Origin of the sequence: Effusibacillus dendaii (assembly GCF_015097055.1) — a bacterium.
Taxonomy (GTDB): domain Bacteria; phylum Bacillota; class Bacilli; order Tumebacillales; family Effusibacillaceae; genus Effusibacillus; species Effusibacillus dendaii.
Window position 1 is genome coordinate 3,268,306 of record NZ_AP023366.1, and the last position, 25,945, is coordinate 3,294,250.

The window sequence follows — 25,945 nt, forward strand, 5'->3', positions numbered from 1 at the left end:
GTTCCGATCTGATCAAACAATTGACTGAAAAACTGCTCTTCCGTCATTCGATCAAAAAATAACACGCCGTTCAGATGGTCAATCTCATGACAGATCACACGGGCAAGAAATCCGAACGCCTCCAATCGGATGTCTTCGCCCGAGCTGTTTTTGGCTGATACCCAGATTTTTTCCGGCCGTTCCAGTTTAAGGGTTGTACCCGGAAAGCTGAGGCAGCTTTCGACACTGCTCTGGGTCCCTTCTTCCTTCCTGATCACCGGGTTGAGCAATTCCAGAGGGCCCGTACCGATATCCACCACCGCTGCCTGCAGGCTGATACCAATTTGCGGGGCCGCCAGGCCTACTCCTGCATGATGGCACATGGTGTCTGTCAAATCGTCGAGCAGTTGCCTCACAGACTGATCAAAATCACTGATTGGTTTGCATGGTTGCCGCAAAATGGGCACGTCTCCCTTTACAATCGGACAAATAGCCATCCAAATCCCCCCTTACAGGACATTTATATAACAGTAAATGCCTCGAAACAGAAAATCGTACTCAGCGAATGCACCAATTCCGGGTCGTTACGTCCCATTCCGTGGCCCCGCTTCATATAAAAATAGGAAAGCGAAATCACAGGGGGAGCATATATGATCAAAATTCGGTCAGCAGCCGAGATCGACTGCCTGCGTGAAGCGGGACGAATCAACGCCATGGCCCATCAGGCAGCAAGTGAAATTCTGGAACCTGGTATTTCTATGAAAGAATTGGCAGAAACGATAAAACGGGTGATTGTCGAACAAGGCGGAGCCCCTTCGTTCCATCAACTGTATGGATTTCCCGCCCCTGCCTGCATTTCCGTCAATCAACAGGTCGGACATGGAGTCCCTTCTGAGCGGAAAATTGAAATCGGAGACCTCGTGAAAATCGATATTGGCGTTGAGTATAAAGGATATCACAGCGACAGCGCTTCCACTTACATCGTCGGACATGACAGGCAGAACGCCGCAAGTCTTGTGGCTGCCTGCAAACAGGCGTTTCAGCAGGCGGTTTCCTGCGCAGAGCCAAACCGGCATTTATCGGATATTTCCCATGCGATTCAACAAACGGTGGAAGCCAGTGGTTTCACTGTCGTAAAAAGTGCGTTCAGCCATGGAATTGGCCAAAAACTGCACGAAGATCCGCAAATTCCCCAATTTGGACCGGCCGGGCTTGGGCCAAGAATGCGACCGGGCATGGTGTTCACCATCGAACCGGTCATCACAAACGGTTCCCCTTATGTCAAAACGCTGCCAGATGGGTGGACGACCGCCACGGTTGACAATTCGTTGAGCGTCCATTTTGAACATACCATTCTGATAACGGAAACGGGTGCGGAGATTTTGACCCGTATTCAAGGGACAGGCAGGGAATCTGTGTTGGGCGGTGACCCTTGGTTCGGCCAGGAGTCCGGTTTGATGACCTGGCAGGTTGCAAACGAATCCTTTCGGGTTCGTCCGAAAAAGGATACGGATCATGAGCGTCTGCTCCAATTGGCGAAAAAACACATGAATCCCATTTTATTGGAGGCATGGGGACGGCCGGTACAGGAAGACGAAGTGGTGTGCGCTGACGATTCGATTACCATGGTGATTGAAGACGAGGCGGGGCGGATGGCCGGATTTTACATCTATACGCAGCAGAATCAGGCCATCCATATAAGTTCGATGATCATCGACAGTGACTATCAGGGTAAGGGCTTGGCTGCGCGAATCATAGCAGAGTGTGAGAAAATCGCCCGAACCCGTTCGCTTTCCGCCGTTGAATTGTGGGTGCAAAACAACAATCGAAAAGCGTACCGGCTCTATGATAAATTGGGTTTTCAGCCGATTTCCGCCCCTTACTTCAATACGACCGGAATGCGAAAACCGGTCTGTTATGAAGAAACGATTTCGTAAGAAAGCGGTTTTGGCTGCCATCCGGCGCCCCTGATTTGGTACAATACATATATCCAGTTCAGGGATGTGATACGAATGAGCAAAAGAAAACGCGGCAATAAATGGGGAACGATCGGCGGGATCGGATTGTTGCTGGCCAGTTTCGGCGGTAAGTTGAAATTCCTGATCCCCCTGCTGAAGCTGGGCAAAATCGGCGGAATGATCTGGAGCATGATGCTGACAATCGGTCTGTATGCGCTGATTTATCCTTGGACATTCGCTATCGGGTTGGTACTCATGTTGCTGATTCATGAAATGGGTCATCTGATTGCCGCCAGGCAGAAGGGGCTGCCTGTTTCCGCGCCTGCCTTTATTCCCTTTCTGGGGGCGTTGGTGACGATGAAAAAAATGCCGAGTGATGCGAAAACGGAAGCCTATATCGCGATTGCGGGGCCGATTTTGGGAAGTGCAGGTGCTCTGGTTGCCCTTCTGTCAGGTATGGCGACCGGTTATAAACCGTTGTTTGCGATTGCACAAGTCGGATTTTTCCTGAACCTGATCAATCTGCTGCCGATCCATCCGCTCGATGGGGGACGAATTGTGACCGCCATTTCTCGCTGGCTGTGGTGGGTAGGACTGATCGTGGGACTTGTAATCATCCTGTATTTGAAGGCAATCGTCTTCTTGTTTATATGGGCGCTGTTCGCCTGGGAATTGTACAGTGCGTATTTTCGCAAAAAGCCGAAGCTCGGTCAGGCGGAAACCAGCTCAGTGATAAAGGTGGATCGAAGCCTGTTTGAAGAAACCGGTCTGCTGCCGCAGGAATCCCATCGGCGGGAACTGCCCTTTGTTCAGTTTTGCCGATTGGAAGGGCAGCAGGAAATCTGCGCGGTAAGCTATCCAGGCGTCGGTCCGATTGGCGAGTTCGAATTCCCGGTGGGACTCATCCAGAAAGTGGAACTGGCCAAGACCACCTGGCTGGAAACGCAAGGGGTCATGCGATTGCGGGTGCAGTATGCGCCGTATCCGGAATACCGCTCCGCCCTGATACGGGAGGACGCCTATTACAAGGTTACACCGGTAACCCGCATCGGATATGGAATCGCATATTTCGGTCTGGCCGGACTGCTTGGCTGGTTGATGCGTTTTACGGCAGTGGCTGTTACAGCCGCCCCGCCAGTTGGATAAAAAGGACGCAGGAGTTTCTTAGTTCCCAAAAGACGTGGTGAGACGTGAAAAACGGAGCCGCAGAAACGGCTCCGTTTTAGTCTGGAACGACATGACTCGTTGACATTTTTTAGCTCTTTAGAGCCTCTTTCACGCTCTCGCGCAATGAAGTGAGTGAATCGCCTATCAGCTTTTGCAGGTCTCCCGAAGTACTTGCCGTCTTGCCACGGGAAATCGGACGATACATACCAAAAACCAGGAAGTTTGCGGTGTCTTCCGGTAATCCGGATTTTAACAAATATTCCTTAAAATCGGATTCTGTAGCATGGCGATGCGTTACTTTCTTGCCAGATACCTCGGACAGGATTTGGGCGAGTTGATCAAAAGTCCACGACTGTGGGGAAGTCAGTTCATATGTTTTGTTCTCATGACCCTCTTCCGCAAGGACAGTTGCAGCCGCTAAGGCTAAGTCGTTTCGAGTTGCGGTATTGAGTTTGCCGTTTCCCGCACTGGTAACCAGTTCACCACGCTCGACAGCAGCTTTGAGCCCTGGATCGACAAACAGATGGGTATAAAGGGCATTTCGTAAAAACGTAAACGGAATGCCCGTCGTACGAATCGCATGTTCCGTGGCGAGGTGGACATGGGCGAGACTCATCGATGACTTTTCCGCAAAGGCAAACCCCGTGTAGAGTATATGCCCAACCCCTGCTTTTTTCGCTGCCTCTACAGCAGACGCATGCTGACGAATACGCAAGGTATTGTCATAACTTGGACCAGAGATGAGAAGAAGCTTGGATGCTCCGGAAAAAGCTTTCTCCAACGATGTTGAACAACAAGACCGCCCAGCCCACCTGTGGCACCTGTGATAACGATTGACATAACAACTCCATTTCCTTCATCAGTTAAATTACAAAGAGGATTTTAGTGTAACCAGATCGGTGCAACCGATAGACAAACATTTGTGTAACCGAACCGATTACACCAAGCCTGAAAAAATTAGCTCCTAGACGAGCCAATTTTCTCACTCAGTTCAGTTACAAACTGTTTTAGCGTAACCTGAGCAAATATTTGTTTCATTGCGAACTGCGCCTGGAGCAGAATGGTTCGAAAAACCGACTCAATATGAGCCCCTCACTGGACAATCCGGATTGGGATGATCATGGAAGTTGAAAGGTCCTCTTTCTCGACGACCTCTACAGCCTGATAAATGTCAAGCAGAGTGATTTCTTCCAATCCCTGTTGGAGGTATGCCCCCCATATCCAGGGCGGACGTTCACCAAACCGGCTTTTTTCAGCTTACCAATGATTTTTCGTATAATCACTGGATTGGTGTTTACACTTTCCGCAATCCATTCCGATGTACAGGGTGTATCTTTACTCGTCGCTATAAGTGACATGATGTGGACTGCAATGGAAAAGCGACGGCTGATTTTCTTCATGTACGTCACCCTCTTGATGTAATCATCATAGTTACAGCGAGACTGTTCCGTTAACTTCTATTGTTTTCAAACCGGCCCACTGCCTCGTTCATGATATTAGCCTCCGAATGGGACACTCCGTTGATCACCCCGCTTTGCCCGACAACAGCAGTCCAATATGTAAAGTATATCTCATCACCGTCGGCACACACTAGCAGGTAAAGGAAACAGGGGGGATTCGCGGATGGGGGAGCGGGCGGTATTTCTTGACCGGGATGGCGTGATCAATGACGCCAGACGACCGGTTAACAATCCGGATGATTTCGTTTTGCTGCCAGGTGTCGGAAAAGCTGTGAAACGGCTGAATGATGCGGGTTTCCATGTGTATGTGGTGACGAACCAGGGCGGCGTCGGGCTGGGGTATATGACGGAAGAGGATTTGCGGCAGGTTCACGAAAAAATGGTCCATGAGCTGGCGAAAGACGGTGCGGTGATCGAAGATATTCGCTACTGTGCGCACAAACCGCAGGCCGGTTGCCGTTGTCGTAAACCGGAAGCGGGAATGATTTTGAATTTGGCAAAACAAAACGGGATCGATTTGACGCAGAGTGTGATAGTGGGGGACAGGGATTTTGACATGGAAGCGGGGCGGCGGGCCGGCACCCGGACGGTTTTTATCGGGCCAAAGCATGGAAATGCAGATGCAACTGCGCCTGATCTGCCGCATGCAGTCGAACTGATCTTGCAGGGAGCCGTTTTTCCGGAACGGCAATTGATTTAAGTTGGAGGGAATTGCGATGGTCATGACCACTATGGATACAAAAGTACGCATTTCGAAAGATTCGCTGGGAGAAGTAAAGGTTCCCGCCAGTGCTTACTACGGGGCGCAGACAGAACGGGCACGGCAAAATTTCCCGATTTCCGGATTGTATCTGCCGCCCCGTTTTATTCGGGCCCAAGGCATTATCAAACGGGCTGCGGCGATAGCCAATCGCGATGTGGGAGAACTTGACCGCGAAAAGGCGAATGCGATTATTCAAGCGGCTGAAGAAGTGATACATGGAAAGTGGAACGACCAATTTGTGGTCGATGTGTATCAGGCGGGTGCCGGTACGTCACAGAACATGAATGCAAACGAAGTGATCGCCAACCGTGCTTGCGAACTGTTGGGAGGCGAGCGGGGCGACACGTCGCTCGTACACCCGAACGATCATGTCAACATGGCACAGTCAACCAATGATACGATCCATGTGGCGATCAACATTTCCGCGATGGAGGCCATTACGCATGATCTGCTGCCGAGTCTCCGTCACTTGGAAGATGAACTTAACGAGAAGGCAAAACAGTGGGATCCTATCATAAAATCGGGTCGCACACATTTGCAGGATGCGGTTCCGATGCGGCTTGGACAGGAATTTTCGGGATATGCGACGGCTGTTCAAATGCGCCGGGAAATGATTGAGCAGGTCAGCCGTCGGTTGCTTTTGATCGGGCTTGGCGGAAACGCGGTCGGCACAGGCATTAACGCCCATCCGGAATATTCGGAACGAGCCATAGCGGAAATCGCCAAGTTTACAGGATTGCCGTTCCAAAAACCGCGTAATTTCTTCACATTTGTTCAAAATCCGGATGCGGCGGTGGAAATCAGCGGGCAGCTCCGGGCGCTCGCCGTTACATTAATGAAAATCGCCAATGACATTCGCCTGCTGGCATCTGGTCCGCGCACCGGATTTGCCGAAATTCAACTGCCTGCGGTGCAGCCGGGATCTTCCATTATGCCAGGCAAGGTAAATCCGGTTTTGGCCGAAATGATGAACATGATCTGCTATCAGGTACTGGGCTGCGACATGACCGTATCGTCAGCCGGATCTGCTTCCCAATTGGAACTGAACGTAATGATGCCGGTGATCGCTTACAATTTGCTGCATGAAATCAATATTCTGGCAACCGGGGTCCGGGCGTTTACGGATCGCTGCATTGTCGGCATGGAAGCAAATGAAGAACGGTGCCGGTATTACGCAGAAATGAGCACATCAGTGGCAACCGCGCTAAATCCGCTGATCGGTTATGACAAAGCGGCCGAATTGGCCAAACAGTCGTTCCGCGAAAACAAAACGGTGCGCGAGGCAGCCCGCGAGACGGGAATCAGCGAACAGGACCTGGATAAATATCTTGACCTGCGGGAAATGACAGGTCATTAACTGGAAGATCAAAAGGCATACGGGTGTTTGCCCATTTTTTTGAGGGCAAGCGCCCTTTTTTTGATTGCCGCATAATCTGGAGTATGCCGTGAATAGGCGATGGACCATGGAGGGGAGTATGCCTTATGACAGAAGAAAATCGGAATCTGACGGATAACGGATTTCAGGCAGTCGATGAAAACAGTTGGGTAGGTCAGGAAGGTGTGGCACGTTACGGTACGGTGCCGGGCGTCGGTGGTGTACCAGGTTACGGTACGGTGCCGGGCGTCGGTGGTGTACCAGGTTACGGTACGGTGCCGGGCGTCGGTGGTGTACCAGGTTACGGCACTATGCCGGGTGTCGGTGGTACACCAGGTTATGGCACTGTACCGACGGGGGGTGGCACACCGGGATACGGCACTATGCCGAGTGATGGTGAAACGATTGAACACGACGGTGAACCAGGAGGTTATTGGCAACAGGTTCCCTATGCACCACCTTTCCATATGGCGCCAGGGGGTGGTTACCCGCAAGTGTATCAAGTGCCTTGGAGCCATTTCCCCGGCTTCCCGTATCGTTATGAACAGAACGGCGAAACGGGTGACGAACAGGAAGAGGCAAGTCGCCAGTGGATGCAAAGACCATTCGGATATCATCCGTATGGCGGGTACCCATATGGCGGATATCCATATAGTGGGTACCATCCGTATGGCGGATACCCGTATGGCGGATATCATCCGTATGGTGGATATCATCCGTATGGTGGATATCCATATCATCATTGGCATTATGGCTATGGGTATCATCCCCATTTAGGAGGTCACTACGGATTTCCTTATCGAGCAAGCGAATCCGAGCAAATGGAAAACTTCGAAATCTCGGAATCAAGCGTTTCGGAAGAGAGCAGGTTTGCGCCATTTTTTGGGCCTAGGCCGTTCTACCCGGCATTTGGCTTCGGATTTCCTCCGTTTTGGGGTCCCTATCGGCCATTCCCGTTTGGTGGACCATTCTGGTGGTAAGCAAAAAACCTCCTGTCACCCCGGCAGGAGGTTTTCGGTTTCGCTTTTCACGAAACAACACAGTCGGCTTTTTTTACTTAGCAAACGGGAGCGGCAGCAGCAGTATAACCGGGAACCAGCAAGAAGAACAATACAAAGATAATCAGGAATACAACCGCCCAACGTGTGTAGCCGCCAAATATTCCGTACATCAAAAGCCCTCCTTTAGATTGTTCGGTTTCTTCTAGTCGAAGATAGTATATAAAATGCGGATGGGCTGTTTTCTGTACAGGACGGAAGCCCTATTTTCGGGAAAAGGGCGTTTGCTCAGATTTCAGAGGGTTGATGGTGTACGTTTCCGTTTTTTTAACGTTTCCTTGCTTTGCTGCAGCAAAGCGGTAACCATATCGAGTTGACTGAGTTCTGAAACGAGTGTTAAGGTGACAGCTGCCGCACCATACCGCTGTACCAGATCAGACAGTAATTTTCTATGCGCATCGGCCACCGGGCCTACTTGCAGCTCCAAATATTCCGCAATTTCGGATACTTCCTGCTGAAGATCAGGCGGTGGTGTCGTGATTTCACGGGCTTCTCTGGTCTCTCTTGCCATTCGGATCCTCTTCCTTCACAAGATTTAGGTATATCATACCCACACGCCATCAGATTGACAACCGGACGGTAAAACAACAAAATAGAGAGGTGATTTAAGCCAATCAATTTGAACGGAGGTTTTACATTGAAAAAAGGAAGCATTCGGCTGCAAAACGGCGGCGAAGTGATCATTCAGTTCTTTCCCGAAGCGGCACCTAATACGGTGGCAAACTTTGAAAAATTGGCGAACTCCGGATTTTACAACGGTTTGAAGTTTCACAGAGTGATCCAAGGGTTTGTGGCGCAGGGCGGTTGCCCGCAAGGTACAGGGTATGGCGGCGCGGGCTATACAATTAAATGTGAAACAGAAGGCAATCCACACAAGCATGTTCGCGGCTCTTTGTCGATGGCGCATGCCGGAAAAGATACGGGCAGCAGCCAGTTTTTTATCGTATATGAACCGCAGCCTCATCTGGATGGCGTACATACCGTATTTGGCCAAGTGGTGGAAGGAATGGAGTACGTCGATCAGATTCACCAAGGCGATATTATGGAAGAAGTTAAAGTGTGGGATGAAAAGTAGGATGTAATATATAAAAAATCGCCCTTCCGTTTGCATAGGGGGGCGATTTAAGTTTTGGTTTGGTGCGTTTACTCATGCACGATTCGTGTCGCCTTCCCCAAAATCCGGTCAGTTGTGCGACTTGCGTTTTGACTTTTTGTTTCAGGATGTTCCAGAGAGGTGTTTCAATTTGTTTCAATTTGAAACATGTCCAAGCTGATCAAATAGCGAGTTGTCGCGGTTGCCCGTTTGGTATATATTTTGCATGTCAAACGTGGCAGATGTATGTACCCGAAGAGCACAGCAGAAGTGATTAAGATCGAGCGGTTTCCGGACGGCAGATGTTCGTGAGGAGAATTTTCGACCCTAAGTTATCGGAAAATTGGGAATCGTTTACAAACGGGTCCGCCATGGTCGAGACTATTCCATCAGGTCACCTGCACCTCTGCTGGGTCAGCATTTTGACAGAAGTGCTTCCTTCAATTGGTTATTCGGAGACGCAGATCGAACAGTCGGTAAGCAAGGAATTCTATGAACTCATGAAAAGGAGAGGAACCGGATGGGCAAACCATTGATTTTTGCAGAAAAAAAAGGAGCCATTGCGACTGTCTTTTTCAATCGGGCAGAGAAGCGGAACGCGCTGAACATGGAAATGTGGACGGCCATTCCAAAAATAATGGAGGATTTGAAGCATGATTCGGAAGTAAAAGTGGTTATTTTCCGTGGAATCGACGAGACCGCGTTTGCTGCAGGAGCGGATATCTCCGAGTTTACAACCGTCCGGTCTACGGTGGAAGGCGCTCGATTATACCAAACCGACCATTGTCATGGTCCAACGGTCCTGTGTAGGGGGCGGCTGTGAAATTGCGCTTGCCTGCGATATGCGGTTTTCCTCGGAAAACGGCCTATTTGGCATTACACCGGCGAAATTGGGATTAATATATAATTTATCGGGAACGAAAAACCTTGTCGACTTGGTAGGCCCCGCCAAAGCGAAAGACATTCTCTATTCAGGACGTCTGCTGGATGCGACAGAAGCTTATCAGATCGGCCTGATCGATCGTGTCTACAAGAACGAAGAAGTTGTCGGGAAAACATACGAGTATGCAGAATTGATCGCATCCCGTGCACAATTGGCCGTGAAAGGCACAAAACGGATTATTGCGGAAATTCTTAACGGAGCAACGGAAGAATCGCCGGAAATTGCGCAAATCATACTGGAATCGTTTGAAAAGCAAGTTCCAACGAGAGGAACTTGCTTCATTTCACTTACTTTCTGATGGCGGCTGGAAACACACGTTGAATGATCTCGCTCAAATCATTGACCGTTTCTATCGGTTTGGGACCGGTGCTTTGATAACGGTTAAACCGGCTTATCAAAGCGGGATTGTTGGAGGAATAGACGTTTCCGATCGAGCGGTCCGCATTGCGAACCACATCTTCAATCCGCTGCTGTGTGGCCGCCGATAATGTAGATGGGGTGCCGTTGTTGTCACGGGCGGTTTGGTAATTGGCCGCCCGACCGGCCATGCCGTATTGGTTTTGAACAGCTTCATTGACGGCCACATAAGCGGTTCGCTGGCGAACCACAACGACAGCGGACGAAATGCCGGGCACTTTGCGCATGACCTGTTCCGCCAGATCAGGTCGTGAAATATAGGTCTGTCCCGTATTTTGCGCGTTTAGGATACTAAAACCTTGCGGATTGTTGGTTCTGCTTTGGTTGGCTGCCGGAGTGCAGGCGGCAGTCGACAGCAAAACAACTGCCGAAAGAATGAGAGTCACCGGCTTCATCATCCAATGTCCCCTTTCTATCTAGTCAAAAGCGAATCACAATCTTACGATTGCTTTTTCCGATAGGTCTGACAGTTTGTGTCCTGACATTCGTTCGCGTGACGGCCCGTTACTTCAATCGCTTCCGCTACACAGAGATTCCCGTCTGCCCAATATTCACAGGAGCTGACGACACAGGTGATCGTTGGACGAACCTGATCGCCCGTAAACAGGTGACTCATGGTTCCGCTCCAATTGACGTTGTCCATCGAGCCGATCATGTTAGCTACCGAGGAAGCATGTGCATAAGTTTTACACATGGTTTGCTCAATCGTTTGGGCCATACGGCCTTCTTCCTCAAATAAAATGTCAATGTTTCCCGCCGAACAATAATCCCCCGTTATATAGTGCGTACACGTATCCACCACACACTTTACGCGCGGGTAAGCATCGCCTTTTTCCATTCCGGTTACGCCCCTTTCCGATCATAATTTTCAATTTTGAAAAGCGAACGGTGAAACATAAACTCAAATCCGGCAATGATCACGCCCACTAACAGCAGATAGGTAAACGTCACAGCCGAGTTTGGCGCAAATAAATCGGCAATCCACAGAATAAGGAAGGCGGACAGCCCATCTGTCGCGGATGCGACAACATTTCGAAGATGAGGCAGCAGCAATCGGTCGGCGATCCAATCTAAACCTGCAATCAGCAAAGTCGTCACGAGCGCATACGAAAACGTGATCCGGACGGCAGGCAACAAAGCGGCCACCACATATATAACAAGAAAAAAGGTAATCAACTTAACTAACAGTTTCCCCATGTTCCCCATTTCCCACACCTCAATTCTCATTTGATACCTGTAGTTTGCGATTGACGAAAATCGTTCATGTATGCTTGTCTATGGCAATTTATGGGGAAATGGTTGGCAGATTTTTGTTAAGACATGTAGAATGGAGGTAACAGAAGGGCAGGAAGTGAAAACAATGCGGTTTTATTCGACGCATGATTGGGGAGATTCAAAAACGAAGCCGCACATTGAGAAAGCGGTTTTGAAGCGGATAGCAAGTTTTCTGATTCCTTATCGAAAACAGTTTGTACTGGTGTTTATCTGTATCGCACTGTCCGCCTTGCTGGGGCTGCTGCAACCTTTAATTATCAAATGGATTATTGACGACGCGATTCCGTCCGGACATAAGGGCTTGTTGAACGGTTTGATTGTCGCTATGGTGTTGGCGGCGGTCGCAGGCAGTTTGGTGGGGGTCGCGCAGACGTATTTTAATACATGGATCGGCCAGGGTGTTATGTATGACATCCGCAACAGCATGTACAGCCATTTGCACCGCATGTCTTTGCAGTTTTTTACAAACACCAAGACTGGAGATATCATGTCGCGCGTCAATAACGACGTGAACGGTTTGCAAAATGTCGTGACGGATACGGTATCCAGCACAATCACCAACCTTACGATTGCCGTTTCCACCATTATCACGATGTATGCGCTTGATTGGCGGCTGGCGACGCTCTCGTTAATTATTCTCCCGTTATTTGTCTGGCCCACACTGCGTGTAGGCAGGCTCAATTTTGCAGTCAAGAAGAACACACAGCAAAAAATGGGCGAGCTGTCTTCGTTGATGCAAGAGACATTATCGGTCAGCGGGGCCACATTAGTCAAAGCGTTCGTCCGGCAAAAATGGGAATGGCAGCGATTTGCCAAGGTAAATGAAGAACTGAAAAAATGGCAGATTCGACAATCGATGATCGGCAGATGGTTTTTTGCATCGATCGGTTTTTTGTCTACGGCCGGACCGGCCATTATCTATTGGTATGGAGGCCATGCTGTAATTGACCAAACGATTTCACTCGGAACGGTTGTGGCGTTTACCGCTTATCTGCAAAGACTGTTTGGACCGATTGCGGCGCTTGCGAACACACAGGTCAATATTTTTGGCTCGATTGCCTTGTTTGAACGATTGTTCGAATATTTGGATATGCCGGTTGAGATCGAAGACAGGCCAAATGCAATCCCGCTGCAGAATGTAAAAGGGGAAATCCGATTTGAGCACGTATCGTTTGGCTATCAGTCAGACCGACCGATTTTGGAAAATCTGAACTTTACTATCCGGCCGGGTCAACTGGTCGCGTTGGTCGGGCCGAGCGGTGCAGGAAAAACCACTTTGGCCAATCTGATTTCGCGGTTCTATGATCCGACGCAAGGAACTGTTCGAATTGACGGGCATGATGTACGGGATGTGACGCTGGAATCGCTTGGCGAATCGATCGGAATCGTGTCACAGGAAACGTTTTTGTTTCATGCTTCGATCCGTGATAATCTGCTGTATGGCAAATTGGATGCAACAGACCGAGAATTGACTCAGGCTGCGAAAGCGGCTCATATCCACGATTTGATCATGAGTTTGCCGCAAGGGTATGATACGATGGTGGGGGAACGAGGGCATAAACTGTCCGGGGGCGAGAAGCAGCGGATTGCGATTGCCCGCGTAATTTTGAAAGATCCGGCTATTTTATTGCTTGACGAGGCCACTTCCGCGCTTGACTCCCACTCGGAAGCTTTGGTGCAGAGCGCATTGGAGCAGTTGATGAAATCACGAACCAGCCTTGTGATCGCACATCGTTTGTCTACCATTCTGGCGGCAGACAACATATTGGTGCTTGACAAAGGCCATCTTGTCGAACAGGGAACACATGCGGAACTGTTAAATCGAAACGGGCTCTATGCGAGTTTGTATCACCAGCAATTTGCCGCGAATAACCGTCTGACGGCAGATGCGGTACGTTAATGGTGCTTTATGTTAAGAGTGCGATAGCCTAACCGTACAATAGGTTAAGAAGTAGGATACAGTTTTAGGAGGCGATAGATCGTGAATCCAAACCTGAAAGATCGGGTGCCGCCGGGGCAATTTTTGACTGAGCAATGGCCTGTATTGCATGCTGGAACGGTGCCGCGCGTCAATCTGGATACGTGGGACTTTCGAATTTTTGGTCTGGTGGATGAAGAAAAGACGCTCACCTATCAGGAGTTCATGAACCTGCCGCAAACCAAATCACAAAGCGACATCCACTGTGTGACCACTTGGTCCCGGTTGGATAATGTGTGGGAAGGTGTGCTGTTTCGGGATGTAATGAGCCTGGTTCGTGTAAAGCTGCAGGCCAAATTTGTCGTTGTCCATGCGGAGGAAGGCTGGACAACCAACCTTCCGCTGGAAGACCTGTTGTATGACAATGTGCTGTTTGCTCACAAACACGACGGCCAAACCATTAGTCCCAACCACGGTTGGCCATTGCGGCTTGTCGTGCCGCACCTTTATTTCTGGAAAAGCGCAAAATGGGTGCGGGGGATCGAGTTTAGGGAAGAAGACCAAGCGGGTTTTTGGGAAGAACGTGGCTATCATCTATACGCCGATCCCTGGCTGGAACAGCGTTACCGGGACGATCCGGAATGGGAGGAAACCGGGCTTAACACGGAAGAATATTACAAAACGATCAAAGCAAGAGTTCGAAAGGAAATGGCGGAACGGAACAAGAACCAATCAACAGGCAAATGAGCGCTTGTAAAGTCTACAGGCTGAGCGACAGAGTGCCGTTACGTTCTTCTCAAGATCGAAAAGGATACGGATATTGTCATGTACGGGCGACAGAAAAAGGGCTGCCCCAACCCTATGAGGCAGCCGGATTCCCCTTTTTCCTTATCTATAGCCCTATTCCAGTGTCAGCACGATACGACCGTTGATTTGTCCTTTTTCCATGCGGTCGAATACTTCGTTGATATCATCCAATGAAAATGTTTCGATAATCGGTTTTACTTTTCCCTGGGCCGCAAACTCCAGTGACTCCTGCAGATCTTTCCGAGTACCGACGATGGATCCTTTGACTGTGACCCCGTTCAGCACCGTATCAAAAATCGGAAGCGGGATGTCACCCGTGGGCAGTCCTACAACTACGAGTGTGCCGCCCCGTTTAATCGAACGGTATGCTTGTTCAAACGCTTTTGGTGTTACTGCCACACTAATGGCTGCCTGCACTCCTCCCACTTGTCTCTGGATTTCTTCATCCGGGCTTACCGTCTTGCCGTTAATAGTCAGGTCGGCACCCAAACTTCTGGCCAGTTCAAGCTTTTCATCCTGGATGTCGACGGCAACGACATTGAATCCCATTGCTTTTGCATATTGGAGAGCCACATGACCCAGTCCGCCTATGCCATAGATGGCGACCCAGTCCCCCGGTTTGGCGTCGGATACTTTCAGGGCCTTGTAGGTGGTTACACCGGCGCAGAAGATGGGAGCGGCTTCCTCGTAGCTGAGACCGTCCGGAATTTTTGCCACATATGCGGCAGGTGCCTTGCAATATTCCGCATACCCACCGTCGACCGAATACCCGGCATTCAATTGGTTCTTGCACAACGTTTCCCACCCGGTCAGACAATATTCACATTCACCGCAGGCTGAGTAAAGCCAGGGTACCCCGACGCGATCCCCTACTTTTAGAGAAGTGACGCCGGGACCGACTTTTTCGACGACCCCCACTCCCTCGTGACCCGGAATTAACGGCAGTTTTGGTTTGACCGGCCAATCTCCGTGCGCGGCATGCAAGTCGGTATGGCATACTCCACATGCTTTGATCTTCACCAATACCTCACCGTATCCGATTTCAGGAACCGGTACCTCTTTGATTTCAAGTGCCTGATGAAACTGGTTGACGACAGCCGCTTTCATTTCTCTTCCCCCTTGGAAAAAATGTGGACTTTGTATCCGCATACAGTAGAAAAGCAAGGTTTGTGCCAACCCTCCTATAGCGGTTTTAGACGGGCATGCAATCAGCTGGAGCCAAAATTTTTGGCAGATATGACAAAAAAACGGCAACGGAGACATTTTTTTGTACTTAGCAAAATTGTCCGAATTTTATAAACTAGAAGACAAAGGGGGATTGAACGTGGGAGTTTCCAAATTTATGGCTCCGGAAATTATTTTCGGTTTCAACTCATTGGAACAGATCGGGGAAAGCGTACTTCGTCTGGGAGCAAAAAAGGTCTTTATCGTATCCGATCCGGGAGTGGTCAGTGCGGGGTGGGTGGAGGAAGCCATTCATTACCTTAGGCAATGCAAGCTTGACTACTGCTTGTGGACAAACGTCACTTCAAATCCGAAGGACTATGAAGTGGCGGCAGGTGTTGCCGAATACATGGAATGCGGTTGCAATGCGGTGGTGGGGATCGGGGGTGGCAGCGCCATTGATGCGGCCAAATCGGTTGCTTTGCTGGGAAGCAACGGAGGATCCATCCGTCAGTATGAGGGAGTGGATCTTGTTCACCGCCCGCTTCCCCCGATGGTGATGGTGCCCACAACTGCGGGATCCGGTTCGGAAGTGTCCCAGTTTTCGATTGTGGTGGACACGGAAAGAAAAGTGAAAATGACAATCGTCTCCAAGTCACTGATCCCCGATATTGCGATTGTGGATCCCCGGACATTGATGACCAAAGACCGGAAGCTTACCGCTCATACCGGCATGGATGCGCTGACGCATGCCATCGAATCCTACATCTCTCTGGCATCCACACCCTTGACAGAAGGGTATTCGCTGCAGGCCATACGATTGATCTCCGAATTTCTGAGACCTTCTGTGGCCAGCCAGCATAACCGTGAAGCGAAAGAAGCGATGGCCATGGCAAGTTTACAGGCAGGCATCGCATTTTCCAACGCGATCCTGGGTGCTGTCCATGCCATGTCCCATCAACTGGGAGGGTTGTTGGATCTGCCCCACGGGGAGGTGAATGCCATCTTGCTTCCCCATGTGATGGAATTCAACCTGATTTCCACACCGGAGAAATACAAAAAGATCGCTTGCGCATTTGGGGAAAACGTCAATTCGACCAGTCCCGCCGATGCCGCCAAACTGGCAATTAAAGCGGTGAAAAGCCTGGCCGACGATCTCGGAATTCCGCATTCACTGCCAATCAGGAATCTGGAGGAAGATACAATCAGTTTGCTGAGCCAAAATGCGGTTCAGGATGCCTGCATGATTACCAATCCAAGAGACTTGTCGGCAGAGGACGTGAAGATGCTGTTCCAGAAGGTGTTGGGGAGTGGCCGTCAATGAACGAAAAACAGGAATTGATCGATAAACTCACAGGCATTCGTTCCTCACGCAAAAGCTATTACAGCGAGTTAAGCGCCATGGTGGAAGAGATGCGGAAACAGAATATGCAATTGGAAGTGATCAATCAATTGACACAAATTCATGTCAATAAATCGTGGGAGGAAGTCTCAACCTATATTGCCTCCAGGCTGTCGTTGGTTCTCCGTTTTGACAGGTTTGTTCTGACCTTGCTGGATGGCTCCGATTTATACTTTTACATAGCTCTACTGGAGCATGAGGATTGGGCTTGCCGGTTGGTCAAACGTCGTATGCCGGATGCCTCCTTTATGACGCTTGCCGATTTTGAAAAGCTGTTGCTGAAGGAAATCCCTGACCATTATGGAACTTCGGTTTCTTTAATCAATCAGATGGGCAGAGTAATCGGATTTTTGACTCTGCTTACCAGAACCCATGTCTCCTATACTGCAAAAGAGCTTCAGTTTTATAAGGGGGTCGGGGAACATGTGCGTGTGTCGATCGAGAATATCCTGTTGTTTAAGGATGTCAGCGAGAAAGTCAAAATCGAGGCGCAACTGATTCAATCCGCCAAATTGGCCGCACTGGGTGAAATGGCTGCAGGCATCGCCCATGAACTGAACAGTCCCCTGACTGCCATTCTTGGCAATGTTCAGTTGCTTAAACGAACCATCAATGAAGGCCGTCCCGGCAAGATGTTGGCAGACATCTATCAGTGCGGACTCAGAAGCAAGAAGATCATTCAAAACCTGTTGGCCTTCTCCAGACAGGAAGAGTATCAGTTTGAGTCCATCCATCCCTGTGACGTGGTGGAAGATACACTGAGCCTTGTCGGGTATCAGTTGTCCGTATCTGGAATCACGGTCAGGAAACATACGGATGTCACACTTCCCCCTATCAAAGGAAGCCGCCATCAAATCGAACAGGTGCTTGTCAATCTTCTGTTAAACGCAAGAGACGCTGTACAGAGGAAAGCCAACGCGGAAATTGTCATAGGAACCCGTCTGGTCCAGCTGGAACGAGATTACCTGTCCATATACGTGCGGGACAACGGAGTCGGCATTGAACAGCAGCATCTCGCACGGATCTTCAATCCGTTTTTTACAACCAAAGAGAAAACAAAAGGGACTGGTCTAGGGCTGTCCGTCAGCCTTGGCATTGCCGAATCCCACGGTGGAAAGCTTGTTGTGGACAGCAAAGCGGGTGAGTACAGCGAATTTTCGCTGCTGTTGCCAATCCCGGATCACGAAGGAGGGGACAAGGAATGAACCGTGTCCTTGTGGTGGATGATGAAGTGGAAGTGACCTCTTTTTTTCAATATTTCCTGGAAGACAAGGGGTGTGAAGTGACCGTTGCCAATTCTGGACGGGATGTGGATCAATTGCTGCAATCACCTGAAGCCTGTTTTCATCTGGCTTTGGTGGATCTGAAATTGCCTGACGCAAATGGATTGGACCTGTTGTCTAAGATCAAAAATCGGCAACCTACTTGTGAAGTTCTCATTATGACCGGTTACAGCACGGTCAAAACTGCAGTTCTGGCAATTCAGGCGGGGGCCAGAGACTACCTGGAGAAACCGTTTGATAATCTGGAGAGCCTTGGGGGGATCATTCAATCTTTATTGCAACGATCGGTGGGCAAGGAAGACCTGTTCAACCATATGGCTGCAAGTTACGGGATCGTTTATACTCCGGGCAGTGAGATGGAGAAATTATTAACGATAGCGGATAAGCTGGCCAAGAAAGCGATAAATGTGCTGATAGAAGGGGAAACGGGCACCGGCAAGGAACTGTTTGCCAGATTCATTCATGGCGTCAGTTTGCGGGCGTCTCATCCGTTTGTGGGCATCAACTGCGGCGCAGTGTCGGAATCACTGCTGGAGAGTGAATTGTTTGGCCATGAAAAAGGGGCTTTTTCCGGAGCGGTGAAAACTCGTAAGGGATACTTTGAATTGGCCCACAACGGGACCTTGTTTCTGGATGAAATCGGAGAAGCGCCGCCCTCGATCCAGGTGAAATTGCTTCGTGCCATTGAGACAGGCGAATTCATGCGGGTAGGTAGTGAAGAAACGATCAAAAGCAATGTGAGGTTTATTTCGGCCACCAATCGCAATCTTGAATTGGAGACGGAACAAAACAGGTTTCGTGCCGATCTTTTGTACCGGTTGGAAGGCGTAAAGTTAACCATCCCGCCTCTCCGGAACAGGAGGGAAGACATTGCCGTAATTGCAAACCACTATCTTGAGAAAAAGTTTGGCGGGGCCTGTCGGTTGGATCCGGAGACTGTTGAGATCCTGAAACGGTATGACTGGCCTGGAAATGTAAGACAATTGCTGAATGTGCTGAATCAAACCCACTCCATTCACGAATGTCATACGTTAAAACCCGATAAGTTGCCACCCTGGCTGATTCAGAAGGCAGTTGCCAATAAGGAAGAAACTTCCCTTCAAAAACAACTGGAATCTTTCCTGGAAAGCGAGATCAGGCTGTTTGTCGAAAACATCACAAATGGGATTGCTACCGTTGACCACATTGATTTCCCGAGTCTGATGAAGAGAATCAAAAAGATAGAAGGAGAGATCGGTCGAAGGATCATCCAAAAAGGCTTGTCTGAAACAGCGGGAAACAGACAACTGCTCAGTCACAAACTCCGGATTACGGAACGAACCCTTCGTTATATCCTGAATGAAAAATAAACGTAAAAAAACCTGCCCGAATGGTTCAAGTGGTGGTTCGCTTTTCCCATCATCTGGTCCGTGTGTACCTGCCGACAGGGGTGAAAAATAAAATGGCAGGAGGTGATCTTGATGAGGCCGTCTCAACACCGAATGGCACTGCTGGGAGCAGGCATGTTTTTGATGTTGAACGTGACGACGGGTATCCAACAGTTGCTTCCCCAAATCGAGAAATTATTTACGAATCATCAGGGATGGTCAAATCCCCGCCAAGCAGATCGGATAGGTGTCCATTCGACTGGAGCAGACGCGAATCAGCTGCCCTCAGATGATACATCTAGGCAAACGCCAACCAATAAGCAAACGCCGACCAAAGTGCACCAGCCGGTGCCGATTGCGGCCCGTCACTTATCGGAATCTTCCGTTCGATACGAGCAGCAGTCGGAGGAACAGTTGGAACTGATTCAAACAGCAGCGAACCGGATCGAAAATGTGGTGGTCCAGGCGGGAGAACAGTTTGTATTTAATGGGACAATCAATTTGTCGTTGCAACAACCTTTTTTTTCAGCACTCAACCAGGCGGCTTCAGACGCTCATATGGAAGTCGGCGAACATCGAATACAGTTTCGAAACCCGCTCGACAAACCGGTATTGATCAAAAGCTGGCTCGGCAGCGGCCGTATACATGTCGCTTTTTATGAATTGGACAATCGCCGCACATGATGGAGCAGGATTTTACATCTGAAATTTGTACCCGTATATGCAATCATTTGCTATACTGGGTATTACATATCGGCATGTCTTTGGAGGTAAAAGATGAAACGCGTATTATCAGGGGTACAGCCTACCGGGGATGTCACAATCGGCAACTATTTGGGAGCCATCAAACGGTTCGTTGACCTGCAGGATACGACCGATCCCTATTTTATGATTGTGAACTTACATGCGTGGACGGTGCCGCAAGACCCGCAGGTGTTGAAAGAGAAGACGATCAATTTGGCGGCCCTTTATTTGGCAGTCGGATTGGATCCGAAGAAAAGTGTGATTTTTGCCCAATCAGACGTTCCGGAACATACGGAACTGACGTGGCTTTTGCAATGCATCGCCTATTTTGGGGAACTGGGGCGCATGATCCAGTTTAAAGAAAAAAGCGAAGACAAGCAGAACGTGTCGGTCGGGTTGTATACATATCCGGTGTTGATGGCAGCCGACATTTTGATTTACCAAGCGGATCTGGTGCCCGTGGGGGAAGACCAAAAACAGCACCTGGAACTGACGCGCGATCTGGCGGAACGGTTCAACAACCGGTTCGGCCACACGTTTACCGTCCCCGATCCGCTGATTAACGAATTCGGGGCGCGTATTATGGGACTGGACGATCCCAGCAAAAAGATGAGCAAGAGCGCGAAAAGTCCCTATAATCGGATCACGATGATGGACACGCCTGACGAAATCAAGTCGAAAATCATGAAAGCGGTCACCGATACGGACAATCAAATCCGGTTTGACCCGGTCAACAAGCCGGGGATCAGCAACTTACTGACGATCTACAGCTTGTTTAGCGGTGAAACGATTCCCCAACTGGAAGAACGGTTGGCGGGCCAAGGATACGGCACGTTGAAGAAAGAGCTGGTAGAAGTGGTCGTCAACCACCTGCAGCCGATCCAGCAACGATTGCAACAGTTGAAAAAATCGGGCGAGGTGCTTGATGTGCTCCGGAATGGAGCCGAGCGGGCTCGCGCGGAGGCGGCCAAAACAGTTCAGGCGGCAAAAGAAAAAATGGGTCTGCTCCTGGGGTAAACATCGATTTGTGACGGTTAATCGGCAAGAATGCCGGTTGACCGTTTTTGTTTCGCCCATTACGATTTGAAAATCCGTAACATTTTCGTATTGACGGATTACAACCCCTGTAATAAACTAATACCAATAAATCCAAGCGGATAACTAAGAAAAGGATCAGGTGTATCGACAATGGCGAACGTGAGACAATGGAAATGGGCAGATGATCCCACGATCAATGATATGGAGCAGGCAAAGCTGGTCAAAGACGGTTTGGATGTGATCGAAACCATCGTTGAAAAGTATTCGAAGGAAGGCTATGATTCGATCGAAAAAACCGATATGGACCGCTTCAAGTGGGCAGGCGTTTATCAGCAACGTCCGAAAGATGGTCACTTTATGATGCGGGTGCGAATTCCGAGCGGTATTCTAAGCAGTCAGCAGGCCCGGGCGCTCGCCGGGATTGCCCGCGATTACGGTCGTGATCTGATCGATGTGACGACACGCCAAGCCATTCAGTTTCACTGGCTGACAATTGAAACGATCCCCGATATTTTTGAACGGCTGAAAGCAGTCGGACTGTCTTCGTTTGAAGCGTGCGGTGACTGCCCGCGGACGATTGTGGGCAACCCGCTGGCAGGCATTGACCCGAATGAGGTACTCGACACACGGCCGATTGTGAAAGAACTGGAACAATTTTTCGTGTTGAATCGGGATTTTTCAAACCTTCCCAGGAAATACAAAATGTCCATTTCTGCTAACGTCTACAATACGGGCCATGCAGAGATCAACGACCTGGCGTTTACACCCGCGAAGAAAACGATTAATGGCGAAGAAGTGATCGGATTTCACGTTTGGGTAGGCGGCGGACTTTCGGCCAAACCGTATCTTGCGCAAAAACTTGACGTATTCTGCCGTCCGGACGAAGTGCTTAAAGTGGCGATCGGCGTTACCACTCTTTTCCGCGATTTTGGCTATCGACAAAAGAGAACTCATGCACGTCTGAAGTTTTTGGTAGCCGATTGGGGAGCCGATAAATTCAAGGAAGAACTGCTGAAAGTTACGGGACCTCTCGAATCGCGGGGAGAAGATCTGACGCAAGGATGGAAAGCCGGATATTTCTACGGGATCCATGAGCAAAAACAGAAAGGTTTCTACTACGCGGGTCTCTCCGTACCGGTCGGACGCATGAGCGCACAGGAATTTGAACAATTGGCCGATCTGGCAGAGCGTTATGGTGATGGAACAATCGGCACCTGTAACTCACAAAACGTATTGATTCGCAATATCCCTGCCGACAAGGTCGACGCGTTCCAATCGGAAGAGTTGATTGTCAACCGGTTCAAACTGCAACCGAACACATATGTTGGATATGCGGTATCCTGTACAGGAACGGAATATTGCAATCTGGCGATTGTTGAGACAAAGGAACGGATGCGCCGATTGGCCGAATATCTCGACAGAACGGCGCCGCAGCTCGATACGCCGCTGCGTCTCCATATGGTTGGCTGCCCAAACTCCTGCGGTCAACGACAAATTGCCGACATCGGATTGCAAGGCGCATTGGTCAAAACGGAAAACGGCATGGTGGATGCGTTTGATATCTATATCGGCGGAACACTGGGAGAGAACGCCCGTTTTAATAAAAAGCTGAACGGACGAATTGAAGCGGAACAATTGGGACCCGTACTCGCTCAACTGATCGGCGTTTTTGCCGAAGAGCGCGTGCCTGGGGAAGCATACTGGCAGTATGTAGACCGGGTAGGCGTCGAGCATATTCAGGCACAATTGGACGCCATACGGAGTGCGGATGCGGTATAATGGCATTCTGACCAAAGGAGTTGTGTGATTCGTGGCAGAACCGGAAAAGGAATTCTATCTCTACAAGTTGGAAGCAGTCTTGCCCGCAGACCGGTTGCTGACTGTCATTGTAATTGCCGACTCAGACGAAAAAGCGTTTGCGTATGCAGAAAACAATATTGTTCGGCACACGATTGTCCCGCCGAAAATCGAGCAGCTTGGCATTGTCCAGAAAAAGCCATTGGGACGCGGAGGCGTCGGCTACGTGGTGGAAACGTCTCAGTTTGCCGATTCGTAAGCGAAAACAGGGAGGACATGGTTCTCCCTGTTTCTATGAATATTATTCCTACTAAACCGATTGTTTAAGCAAACGATTCAGAAAGGCGGTGAGCAATATGGCGGGAACTGTATACTTTGTTGGGGGCGGACCGGGCGACCCGAAGTTGATTACCGTCCGCGGAGCGGAACTTTTGAAAAAAGCGGATGTGATCGTGTATGACCGTTTGGTGAACCCGGAACTTCTGCAGTATGCAAAACCGGATGCCAAAAAGATTTACTGCGGCAAGGAAGCGGGTCATCACTCGATTCCACAAGCAGACATCAATCTCCTCTTGATTCAGGAAGCGCAAGCAGGCCATACGGTGGTTCGGTTAAAAGGGGGAGACCCCAGTATGTTCGGACGTGTGGGTGAAGAAGCGGAAGAATGTGTCCGGCATGGAATTCAGTTTGAAATTGTACCGGGAATCACATCTGGCATAGCCGCTCCCATTTATGCCGGAATCCCGCTCACTCATCGCGATTACAGCTCGTCTGTCGCTTTTTTAACAGGCCACTTTTGCGAGCGGAACGAAGGAAAACAGGTCGATTGGGAAAAGGTATCCGGAGTGGATACGCTTGTAATCTATATGGGAGTTAAAAATCTGCCGCAAATTCAGGAGCAGCTGCTGCGTTTCAAATCCCCTGATACTCCGGTTGCGCTTGTCAAATGGGGTACGTTGCCCGAACAGCAGAGACTGGTAGGGACTCTGCAGAATATTGCCGAGCAAGTCAAACAGTCTAATTTCACGTCGCCCGCCATCATTGTAGTGGGGGATGTAGTCAAACTGCACGGTACGTTAGACTGGTTTAGCGGGAATACGTTCGAATTGGAGAGCGCCATATGATATGGACTTATGTTGCGATTGTAATCGGGTTCTTTTTCGCCATGAACATTGGAGCAAGCGGCACGGCTGCCTCGATGGGGGCTGCCTATGGAAGCGGTGCCATCCAAAATAAACGAATCGCTATGGCGGTTGTGGCGGTTGGAGCATTTCTGGGAGCGGTTCTGGGTGGCGGAGAAGTGGTGAAGACGATCAGCCAGGGACTTCTTCCGAAGGATGTTTTAACAGTTCAAGCTGTAATCATCATTCTGGCGTCTTCTACATTCACACTGTTCTTTGCCAATCTGATTGGAATTCCTCTATCGACTAGCGAAGTCACAGTGGGTGCAGTCGTTGGGGTAGGGATTGCGTTTCACGCCTTCTATGTAGAAAAGATACTGGTCATTCTGCTCTTTTGGGTGTTAATCCCGCTGATCGCGTTTATCATTGCCTGGCTGATTGGAAAAGGAATCCTGCGAATGGAGCAACGTTGGTCGACTCTAAAGGGGCAAGGCAAGTGGAGGCGTTGGTTAGGTTATCTGCTGATTGCCTGCGGGTTTCTGGAAGCATTTTCAGCCGGCATGAACAACGTGGCAAATGCGGTCGGGCCGCTTGTCGGTGCGGGTATCATGGAAGCCTCAACAGGTATTTGGGCAGGGGGATTGTTTGTTGCTCTGGGCGCTTTTTTATTGGGCGGCAAAGTGTTGGAAACAAACGGCAAGCGGATCACAAATCTGTCTCTTCTGCAGGGAAGCACGGTTTCCTTCACGGGTGGAACTTTGGTAATTGCCGCGTCTGTTTTCGGTGTCCCTGTTCCTTTGACACAAGCTACTACTTGTGCGATTCTTGGAATAGGCACAGCGAAAAACGGATTCCGCCTCTGGCAAAAAAGCGTCATCAAACAGATTATACAGGTATGGATCGTATCGCCTTTTTCAGCGTTGGTCGTGTCGTACGCATTGGTATACGTTGTATTAATCCGTGACTTTTATACGGTGGCAGTCATTATCAGTGCTTTTATCACGACAGTCGGGCTAATCAGTCTGTACAGAGCGGTCCGTAGAGAGAAAAGTTCGTTTCAGGATCAAGGAGGCGGGATTTAATTATGGGTCTGTTATCCTATCAAACTCTTACCGCAGAGGGATTCGAACAAATCAATAAGGAATTGGAAAAGAAAGACACCATGGACGTACTGCATTGGGCGTATGACCAGTTTGGCGATGGACTGGTTTATGCTTGCAGCTTCGGGGCGGAAGGAATCGTATTGATCGATTTGATCAGTAAAGTCCGGAAAGACGCAAAGATCGTGTTTCTCGACACGAACAAACATTTTAAAGAGACATATGAAACAATCGAACGTGTGCGGGAAAAATACCCGACATTGCAGATCCAGATTGTCGAACCTTTGATCACCTTGGAGCAGCAGGCGGAACAGTTTGGCGATGAATTATGGAAAACAAACCCGAATCAATGTTGTCAAATTCGCAAAGTGGAGCCAATGGCGAAGATATTGACGGGTGTGCCCGCATGGCTGTCCGGTTTGCGTCGGGATCAATCGGCGAGCCGTGCCAATACACAGTATGTCAATCAAGACAACAAATTCCAGTCCATCAAAGTGTGTCCTCTGATCCACTGGACCTGGGACGATGTCTGGATGTATATCCGACTGAATGAATTGCCTTACAATCCGCTGCACGATCAGGGGTATCCGAGTATCGGCTGCGAAACATGCACGCTGCCTGTCGAAGAGGGCGGGGATTCCCGTGCAGGCAGATGGGCCAATTTTAACAAGACGGAATGTGGGCTTCATCAGTAACTAGATAAGCTATAGGGGGAG

General features: G+C 49.6%; 26 protein-coding genes and 2 pseudogenes. 20 read left to right on the forward strand and 8 right to left on the reverse strand.

All coding sequences use genetic code 11. From position 1 onward, the window contains the following. Positions 1–41: 41 nt before the first annotated feature. Positions 42–476: pseudogene (gene def, locus skT53_RS18685) on the reverse strand (peptide deformylase); the annotation flags it as partial. Between the two features lie 153 nt (positions 477–629). On the opposite strand from def, the gene map reads away from it, so the two are divergent. Both map and skT53_RS17345 read left to right on the forward strand, forming a co-directional pair. Further along, positions 630–1,916 carry a type I methionyl aminopeptidase gene (map, locus tag skT53_RS17340; protein WP_200759024.1) on the forward strand — a complete coding sequence of 429 codons (1,287 nt, stop codon included), beginning with the start codon at positions 630–632 and terminating at the stop codon, positions 1,914–1,916. Positions 1,917–1,991: 75 nt separating this feature from the next. Beyond that, positions 1,992–3,083, forward strand: coding sequence for a site-2 protease family protein (locus skT53_RS17345; RefSeq protein ID WP_200759025.1), 1,092 nt, complete (start codon positions 1,992–1,994; stop codon positions 3,081–3,083). Positions 3,084–3,192: 109 nt separating this feature from the next. Here skT53_RS17345 and skT53_RS17350 read toward each other — a convergent pair whose 3' ends face one another. Together skT53_RS17350 and skT53_RS17355 are read right to left on the reverse strand one after the other, a co-directional pair. Then, on the reverse strand, positions 3,193–3,885 hold the full coding sequence (locus skT53_RS17350) for an NmrA family NAD(P)-binding protein (protein ID WP_404828904.1): 693 nt from the start codon (positions 3,883–3,885) through the stop codon (positions 3,193–3,195). 176 nt (positions 3,886–4,061) lie between these two features. Next, positions 4,062–4,504: pseudogene (locus skT53_RS17355) on the reverse strand (Rrf2 family transcriptional regulator). Between the two features lie 223 nt (positions 4,505–4,727). Between skT53_RS17355 and skT53_RS17360 the strand changes: the two are divergent. The 3 genes from skT53_RS17360 to skT53_RS17370 all read left to right on the forward strand — a co-directional run bounded on the left by skT53_RS17360 (position 4,728) and on the right by skT53_RS17370 (position 7,682). After that, positions 4,728–5,264: a D-glycero-alpha-D-manno-heptose-1,7-bisphosphate 7-phosphatase gene (locus skT53_RS17360; RefSeq protein ID WP_200759026.1), complete on the forward strand. Its 537-nt coding sequence runs from the start codon at positions 4,728–4,730 to the stop codon at positions 5,262–5,264. Between the two features lie 16 nt (positions 5,265–5,280). Continuing rightward, entirely contained in the window at positions 5,281–6,684 is a 1,404-nt protein-coding gene (locus tag skT53_RS17365) for a class II fumarate hydratase (RefSeq protein ID WP_404828905.1), read from the forward strand. Between the two features lie 125 nt (positions 6,685–6,809). Then, positions 6,810–7,682, forward strand: a complete 873-nt coding sequence (locus tag skT53_RS17370) for a hypothetical protein (RefSeq protein ID WP_200759027.1) — start codon at positions 6,810–6,812, stop codon at positions 7,680–7,682. A 313-nt stretch (positions 7,683–7,995) separates the two neighbouring features. On the opposite strand, the gene skT53_RS17375 is transcribed toward skT53_RS17370, so the two are convergent. Further along, positions 7,996–8,271, reverse strand: a complete 276-nt coding sequence (locus skT53_RS17375; RefSeq protein WP_200759028.1) for a hypothetical protein — start codon at positions 8,269–8,271, stop codon at positions 7,996–7,998. A gap of 126 nt (positions 8,272–8,397) precedes the next feature. Between skT53_RS17375 and skT53_RS17380 the strand changes: the two genes are divergently transcribed. From skT53_RS17380 to skT53_RS18940, 3 genes are all read left to right on the forward strand, one after another. After that, a complete protein-coding gene (locus tag skT53_RS17380; RefSeq protein WP_200759029.1) occupies positions 8,398–8,835 on the forward strand; it encodes a peptidylprolyl isomerase in 438 nt (145 codons plus the stop codon). 538 nt (positions 8,836–9,373) lie between these two features. After that, positions 9,374–9,676 carry an enoyl-CoA hydratase/isomerase family protein gene (locus skT53_RS18935; RefSeq protein ID WP_264175981.1) on the forward strand — a complete coding sequence of 101 codons (303 nt, stop codon included), beginning with the start codon at positions 9,374–9,376 and terminating at the stop codon, positions 9,674–9,676. Further along, positions 9,642–10,094 carry an enoyl-CoA hydratase-related protein gene (locus skT53_RS18940; protein WP_264175982.1) on the forward strand — a complete coding sequence of 151 codons (453 nt, stop codon included), beginning with the start codon at positions 9,642–9,644 and terminating at the stop codon, positions 10,092–10,094. The genes skT53_RS18935 and skT53_RS18940 overlap by 35 nt, the downstream gene beginning before the upstream one ends. On the opposite strand, the gene skT53_RS17390 is transcribed toward skT53_RS18940, so the two are convergent. The 3 genes from skT53_RS17390 to skT53_RS17400 are packed head-to-tail and all read right to left on the reverse strand — an operon-like array spanning position 10,084 to position 11,410. Continuing rightward, positions 10,084–10,611, reverse strand: coding sequence for a YhcN/YlaJ family sporulation lipoprotein (locus skT53_RS17390; RefSeq protein WP_200759030.1), 528 nt, complete (start codon positions 10,609–10,611; stop codon positions 10,084–10,086). The genes skT53_RS18940 and skT53_RS17390 overlap by 11 nt on opposite strands. Positions 10,612–10,652: 41 nt before the next feature. Continuing rightward, positions 10,653–11,051: a DUF1540 domain-containing protein gene (locus skT53_RS17395; RefSeq protein WP_200759031.1), complete on the reverse strand. Its 399-nt coding sequence runs from the start codon at positions 11,049–11,051 to the stop codon at positions 10,653–10,655. Between the two features lie 5 nt (positions 11,052–11,056). Further along, the gene (locus skT53_RS17400) at positions 11,057–11,410 is read right to left on the reverse strand and encodes a DUF2512 family protein (protein WP_200759032.1); all 354 of its coding nucleotides are present in this window, start codon (positions 11,408–11,410) and stop codon (positions 11,057–11,059) included. 163 nt (positions 11,411–11,573) lie between these two features. Here skT53_RS17400 and skT53_RS17405 point away from each other — a divergent pair, with 163 nt between their 5' ends. Beyond that, entirely contained in the window at positions 11,574–13,388 is a 1,815-nt protein-coding gene (locus skT53_RS17405; protein WP_200759033.1) for an ABC transporter ATP-binding protein, read from the forward strand. 81 nt (positions 13,389–13,469) lie between these two features. Continuing rightward, positions 13,470–14,153 carry a sulfite oxidase-like oxidoreductase gene (locus skT53_RS17410; RefSeq protein ID WP_200759034.1) on the forward strand — a complete coding sequence of 228 codons (684 nt, stop codon included), beginning with the start codon at positions 13,470–13,472 and terminating at the stop codon, positions 14,151–14,153. Between the two features lie 153 nt (positions 14,154–14,306). On the opposite strand, the gene adhP is transcribed toward skT53_RS17410, so the two are convergent. Further along, complete coding sequence (gene adhP, locus skT53_RS17415; protein ID WP_200759035.1) at positions 14,307–15,320, reverse strand: alcohol dehydrogenase AdhP; 1,014 nt, start codon at positions 15,318–15,320, stop codon at positions 14,307–14,309. Between the two features lie 217 nt (positions 15,321–15,537). On the opposite strand from adhP, the gene skT53_RS17420 reads away from it, so the two are divergent. The 10 genes from skT53_RS17420 to skT53_RS17465 all read left to right on the forward strand — a co-directional run bounded on the left by skT53_RS17420 (position 15,538) and on the right by skT53_RS17465 (position 25,924). After that, positions 15,538–16,701, forward strand: a complete 1,164-nt coding sequence (locus skT53_RS17420; protein ID WP_200759036.1) for an iron-containing alcohol dehydrogenase — start codon at positions 15,538–15,540, stop codon at positions 16,699–16,701. Further along, positions 16,698–17,984 carry a sensor histidine kinase gene (locus skT53_RS17425; protein ID WP_200759037.1) on the forward strand — a complete coding sequence of 429 codons (1,287 nt, stop codon included), beginning with the start codon at positions 16,698–16,700 and terminating at the stop codon, positions 17,982–17,984. The genes skT53_RS17420 and skT53_RS17425 overlap by 4 nt, the downstream gene beginning before the upstream one ends. Next, on the forward strand, positions 17,981–19,411 hold the full coding sequence (locus skT53_RS17430; protein WP_200759038.1) for a sigma-54-dependent transcriptional regulator: 1,431 nt from the start codon (positions 17,981–17,983) through the stop codon (positions 19,409–19,411). Before skT53_RS17425 ends, skT53_RS17430 begins: the two co-directional genes overlap by 4 nt. A gap of 111 nt (positions 19,412–19,522) precedes the next feature. Then, a complete protein-coding gene (locus tag skT53_RS17435; RefSeq protein WP_200759039.1) occupies positions 19,523–20,113 on the forward strand; it encodes a hypothetical protein in 591 nt (196 codons plus the stop codon). A gap of 93 nt (positions 20,114–20,206) precedes the next feature. Continuing rightward, positions 20,207–21,190: a tryptophan--tRNA ligase gene (trpS, locus tag skT53_RS17440; protein ID WP_200759040.1), complete on the forward strand. Its 984-nt coding sequence runs from the start codon at positions 20,207–20,209 to the stop codon at positions 21,188–21,190. A gap of 171 nt (positions 21,191–21,361) precedes the next feature. Next, positions 21,362–22,990 (forward strand): nitrite/sulfite reductase, encoded by a 1,629-nt coding sequence (locus tag skT53_RS17445; RefSeq protein WP_200759041.1) that lies wholly within the window; start codon positions 21,362–21,364, stop codon positions 22,988–22,990. 31 nt (positions 22,991–23,021) lie between these two features. Continuing rightward, the gene (locus skT53_RS17450; protein WP_200759042.1) at positions 23,022–23,267 is read left to right on the forward strand and encodes a DUF3906 family protein; all 246 of its coding nucleotides are present in this window, start codon (positions 23,022–23,024) and stop codon (positions 23,265–23,267) included. Positions 23,268–23,364: 97 nt separating this feature from the next. Continuing rightward, positions 23,365–24,132, forward strand: a complete 768-nt coding sequence (gene cobA, locus skT53_RS17455) for a uroporphyrinogen-III C-methyltransferase (protein WP_200759043.1) — start codon at positions 23,365–23,367, stop codon at positions 24,130–24,132. After that, a complete protein-coding gene (locus tag skT53_RS17460) occupies positions 24,129–25,211 on the forward strand; it encodes a sulfate permease (RefSeq protein ID WP_200759044.1) in 1,083 nt (360 codons plus the stop codon). Before cobA ends, skT53_RS17460 begins: the two co-directional genes overlap by 4 nt. Positions 25,212–25,213: 2 nt before the next feature. Then, a complete protein-coding gene (locus skT53_RS17465) occupies positions 25,214–25,924 on the forward strand; it encodes a phosphoadenylyl-sulfate reductase (RefSeq protein ID WP_200759045.1) in 711 nt (236 codons plus the stop codon). Positions 25,925–25,945: the final 21 nt, after the last annotated feature.

Excerpts from the sequence above, each read along its gene's own strand:
- map (WP_200759024.1), top strand. The coding sequence starts at position 630 with ATGATCAAAATTCGGTCAGCAGCCGAGATCGACTGCCTGCGTGAAGCG.
- skT53_RS17345 (WP_200759025.1), top strand. The coding sequence starts at position 1,992 with ATGAGCAAAAGAAAACGCGGCAATAAATGGGGAACGATCGGCGGGATC.
- skT53_RS17360 (WP_200759026.1), top strand. The coding sequence starts at position 4,728 with ATGGGGGAGCGGGCGGTATTTCTTGACCGGGATGGCGTGATCAATGAC.
- skT53_RS17365 (WP_404828905.1), top strand. The coding sequence starts at position 5,281 with ATGGTCATGACCACTATGGATACAAAAGTACGCATTTCGAAAGATTCG.
- skT53_RS17370 (WP_200759027.1), top strand. The coding sequence starts at position 6,810 with ATGACAGAAGAAAATCGGAATCTGACGGATAACGGATTTCAGGCAGTC.
- skT53_RS17375 (WP_200759028.1), bottom strand. The coding sequence starts at position 8,271 with ATGGCAAGAGAGACCAGAGAAGCCCGTGAAATCACGACACCACCGCCT.
- skT53_RS18935 (WP_264175981.1), top strand. The coding sequence starts at position 9,374 with ATGGGCAAACCATTGATTTTTGCAGAAAAAAAAGGAGCCATTGCGACT.
- skT53_RS18940 (WP_264175982.1), top strand. The coding sequence starts at position 9,642 with ATGGTCCAACGGTCCTGTGTAGGGGGCGGCTGTGAAATTGCGCTTGCC.
- skT53_RS17390 (WP_200759030.1), bottom strand. The coding sequence starts at position 10,611 with ATGATGAAGCCGGTGACTCTCATTCTTTCGGCAGTTGTTTTGCTGTCG.
- skT53_RS17395 (WP_200759031.1), bottom strand. The coding sequence starts at position 11,051 with ATGGAAAAAGGCGATGCTTACCCGCGCGTAAAGTGTGTGGTGGATACG.
- skT53_RS17400 (WP_200759032.1), bottom strand. The coding sequence starts at position 11,410 with ATGGGGAAACTGTTAGTTAAGTTGATTACCTTTTTTCTTGTTATATAT.
- skT53_RS17405 (WP_200759033.1), top strand. The coding sequence starts at position 11,574 with ATGCGGTTTTATTCGACGCATGATTGGGGAGATTCAAAAACGAAGCCG.
- adhP (WP_200759035.1), bottom strand. The coding sequence starts at position 15,320 with ATGAAAGCGGCTGTCGTCAACCAGTTTCATCAGGCACTTGAAATCAAA.
- skT53_RS17425 (WP_200759037.1), top strand. The coding sequence starts at position 16,698 with ATGAACGAAAAACAGGAATTGATCGATAAACTCACAGGCATTCGTTCC.
- skT53_RS17430 (WP_200759038.1), top strand. The coding sequence starts at position 17,981 with ATGAACCGTGTCCTTGTGGTGGATGATGAAGTGGAAGTGACCTCTTTT.
- skT53_RS17435 (WP_200759039.1), top strand. The coding sequence starts at position 19,523 with ATGAGGCCGTCTCAACACCGAATGGCACTGCTGGGAGCAGGCATGTTT.
- trpS (WP_200759040.1), top strand. The coding sequence starts at position 20,207 with ATGAAACGCGTATTATCAGGGGTACAGCCTACCGGGGATGTCACAATC.
- skT53_RS17445 (WP_200759041.1), top strand. The coding sequence starts at position 21,362 with ATGGCGAACGTGAGACAATGGAAATGGGCAGATGATCCCACGATCAAT.
- cobA (WP_200759043.1), top strand. The coding sequence starts at position 23,365 with ATGGCGGGAACTGTATACTTTGTTGGGGGCGGACCGGGCGACCCGAAG.
- skT53_RS17460 (WP_200759044.1), top strand. The coding sequence starts at position 24,129 with ATGATATGGACTTATGTTGCGATTGTAATCGGGTTCTTTTTCGCCATG.
- skT53_RS17465 (WP_200759045.1), top strand. The coding sequence starts at position 25,214 with ATGGGTCTGTTATCCTATCAAACTCTTACCGCAGAGGGATTCGAACAA.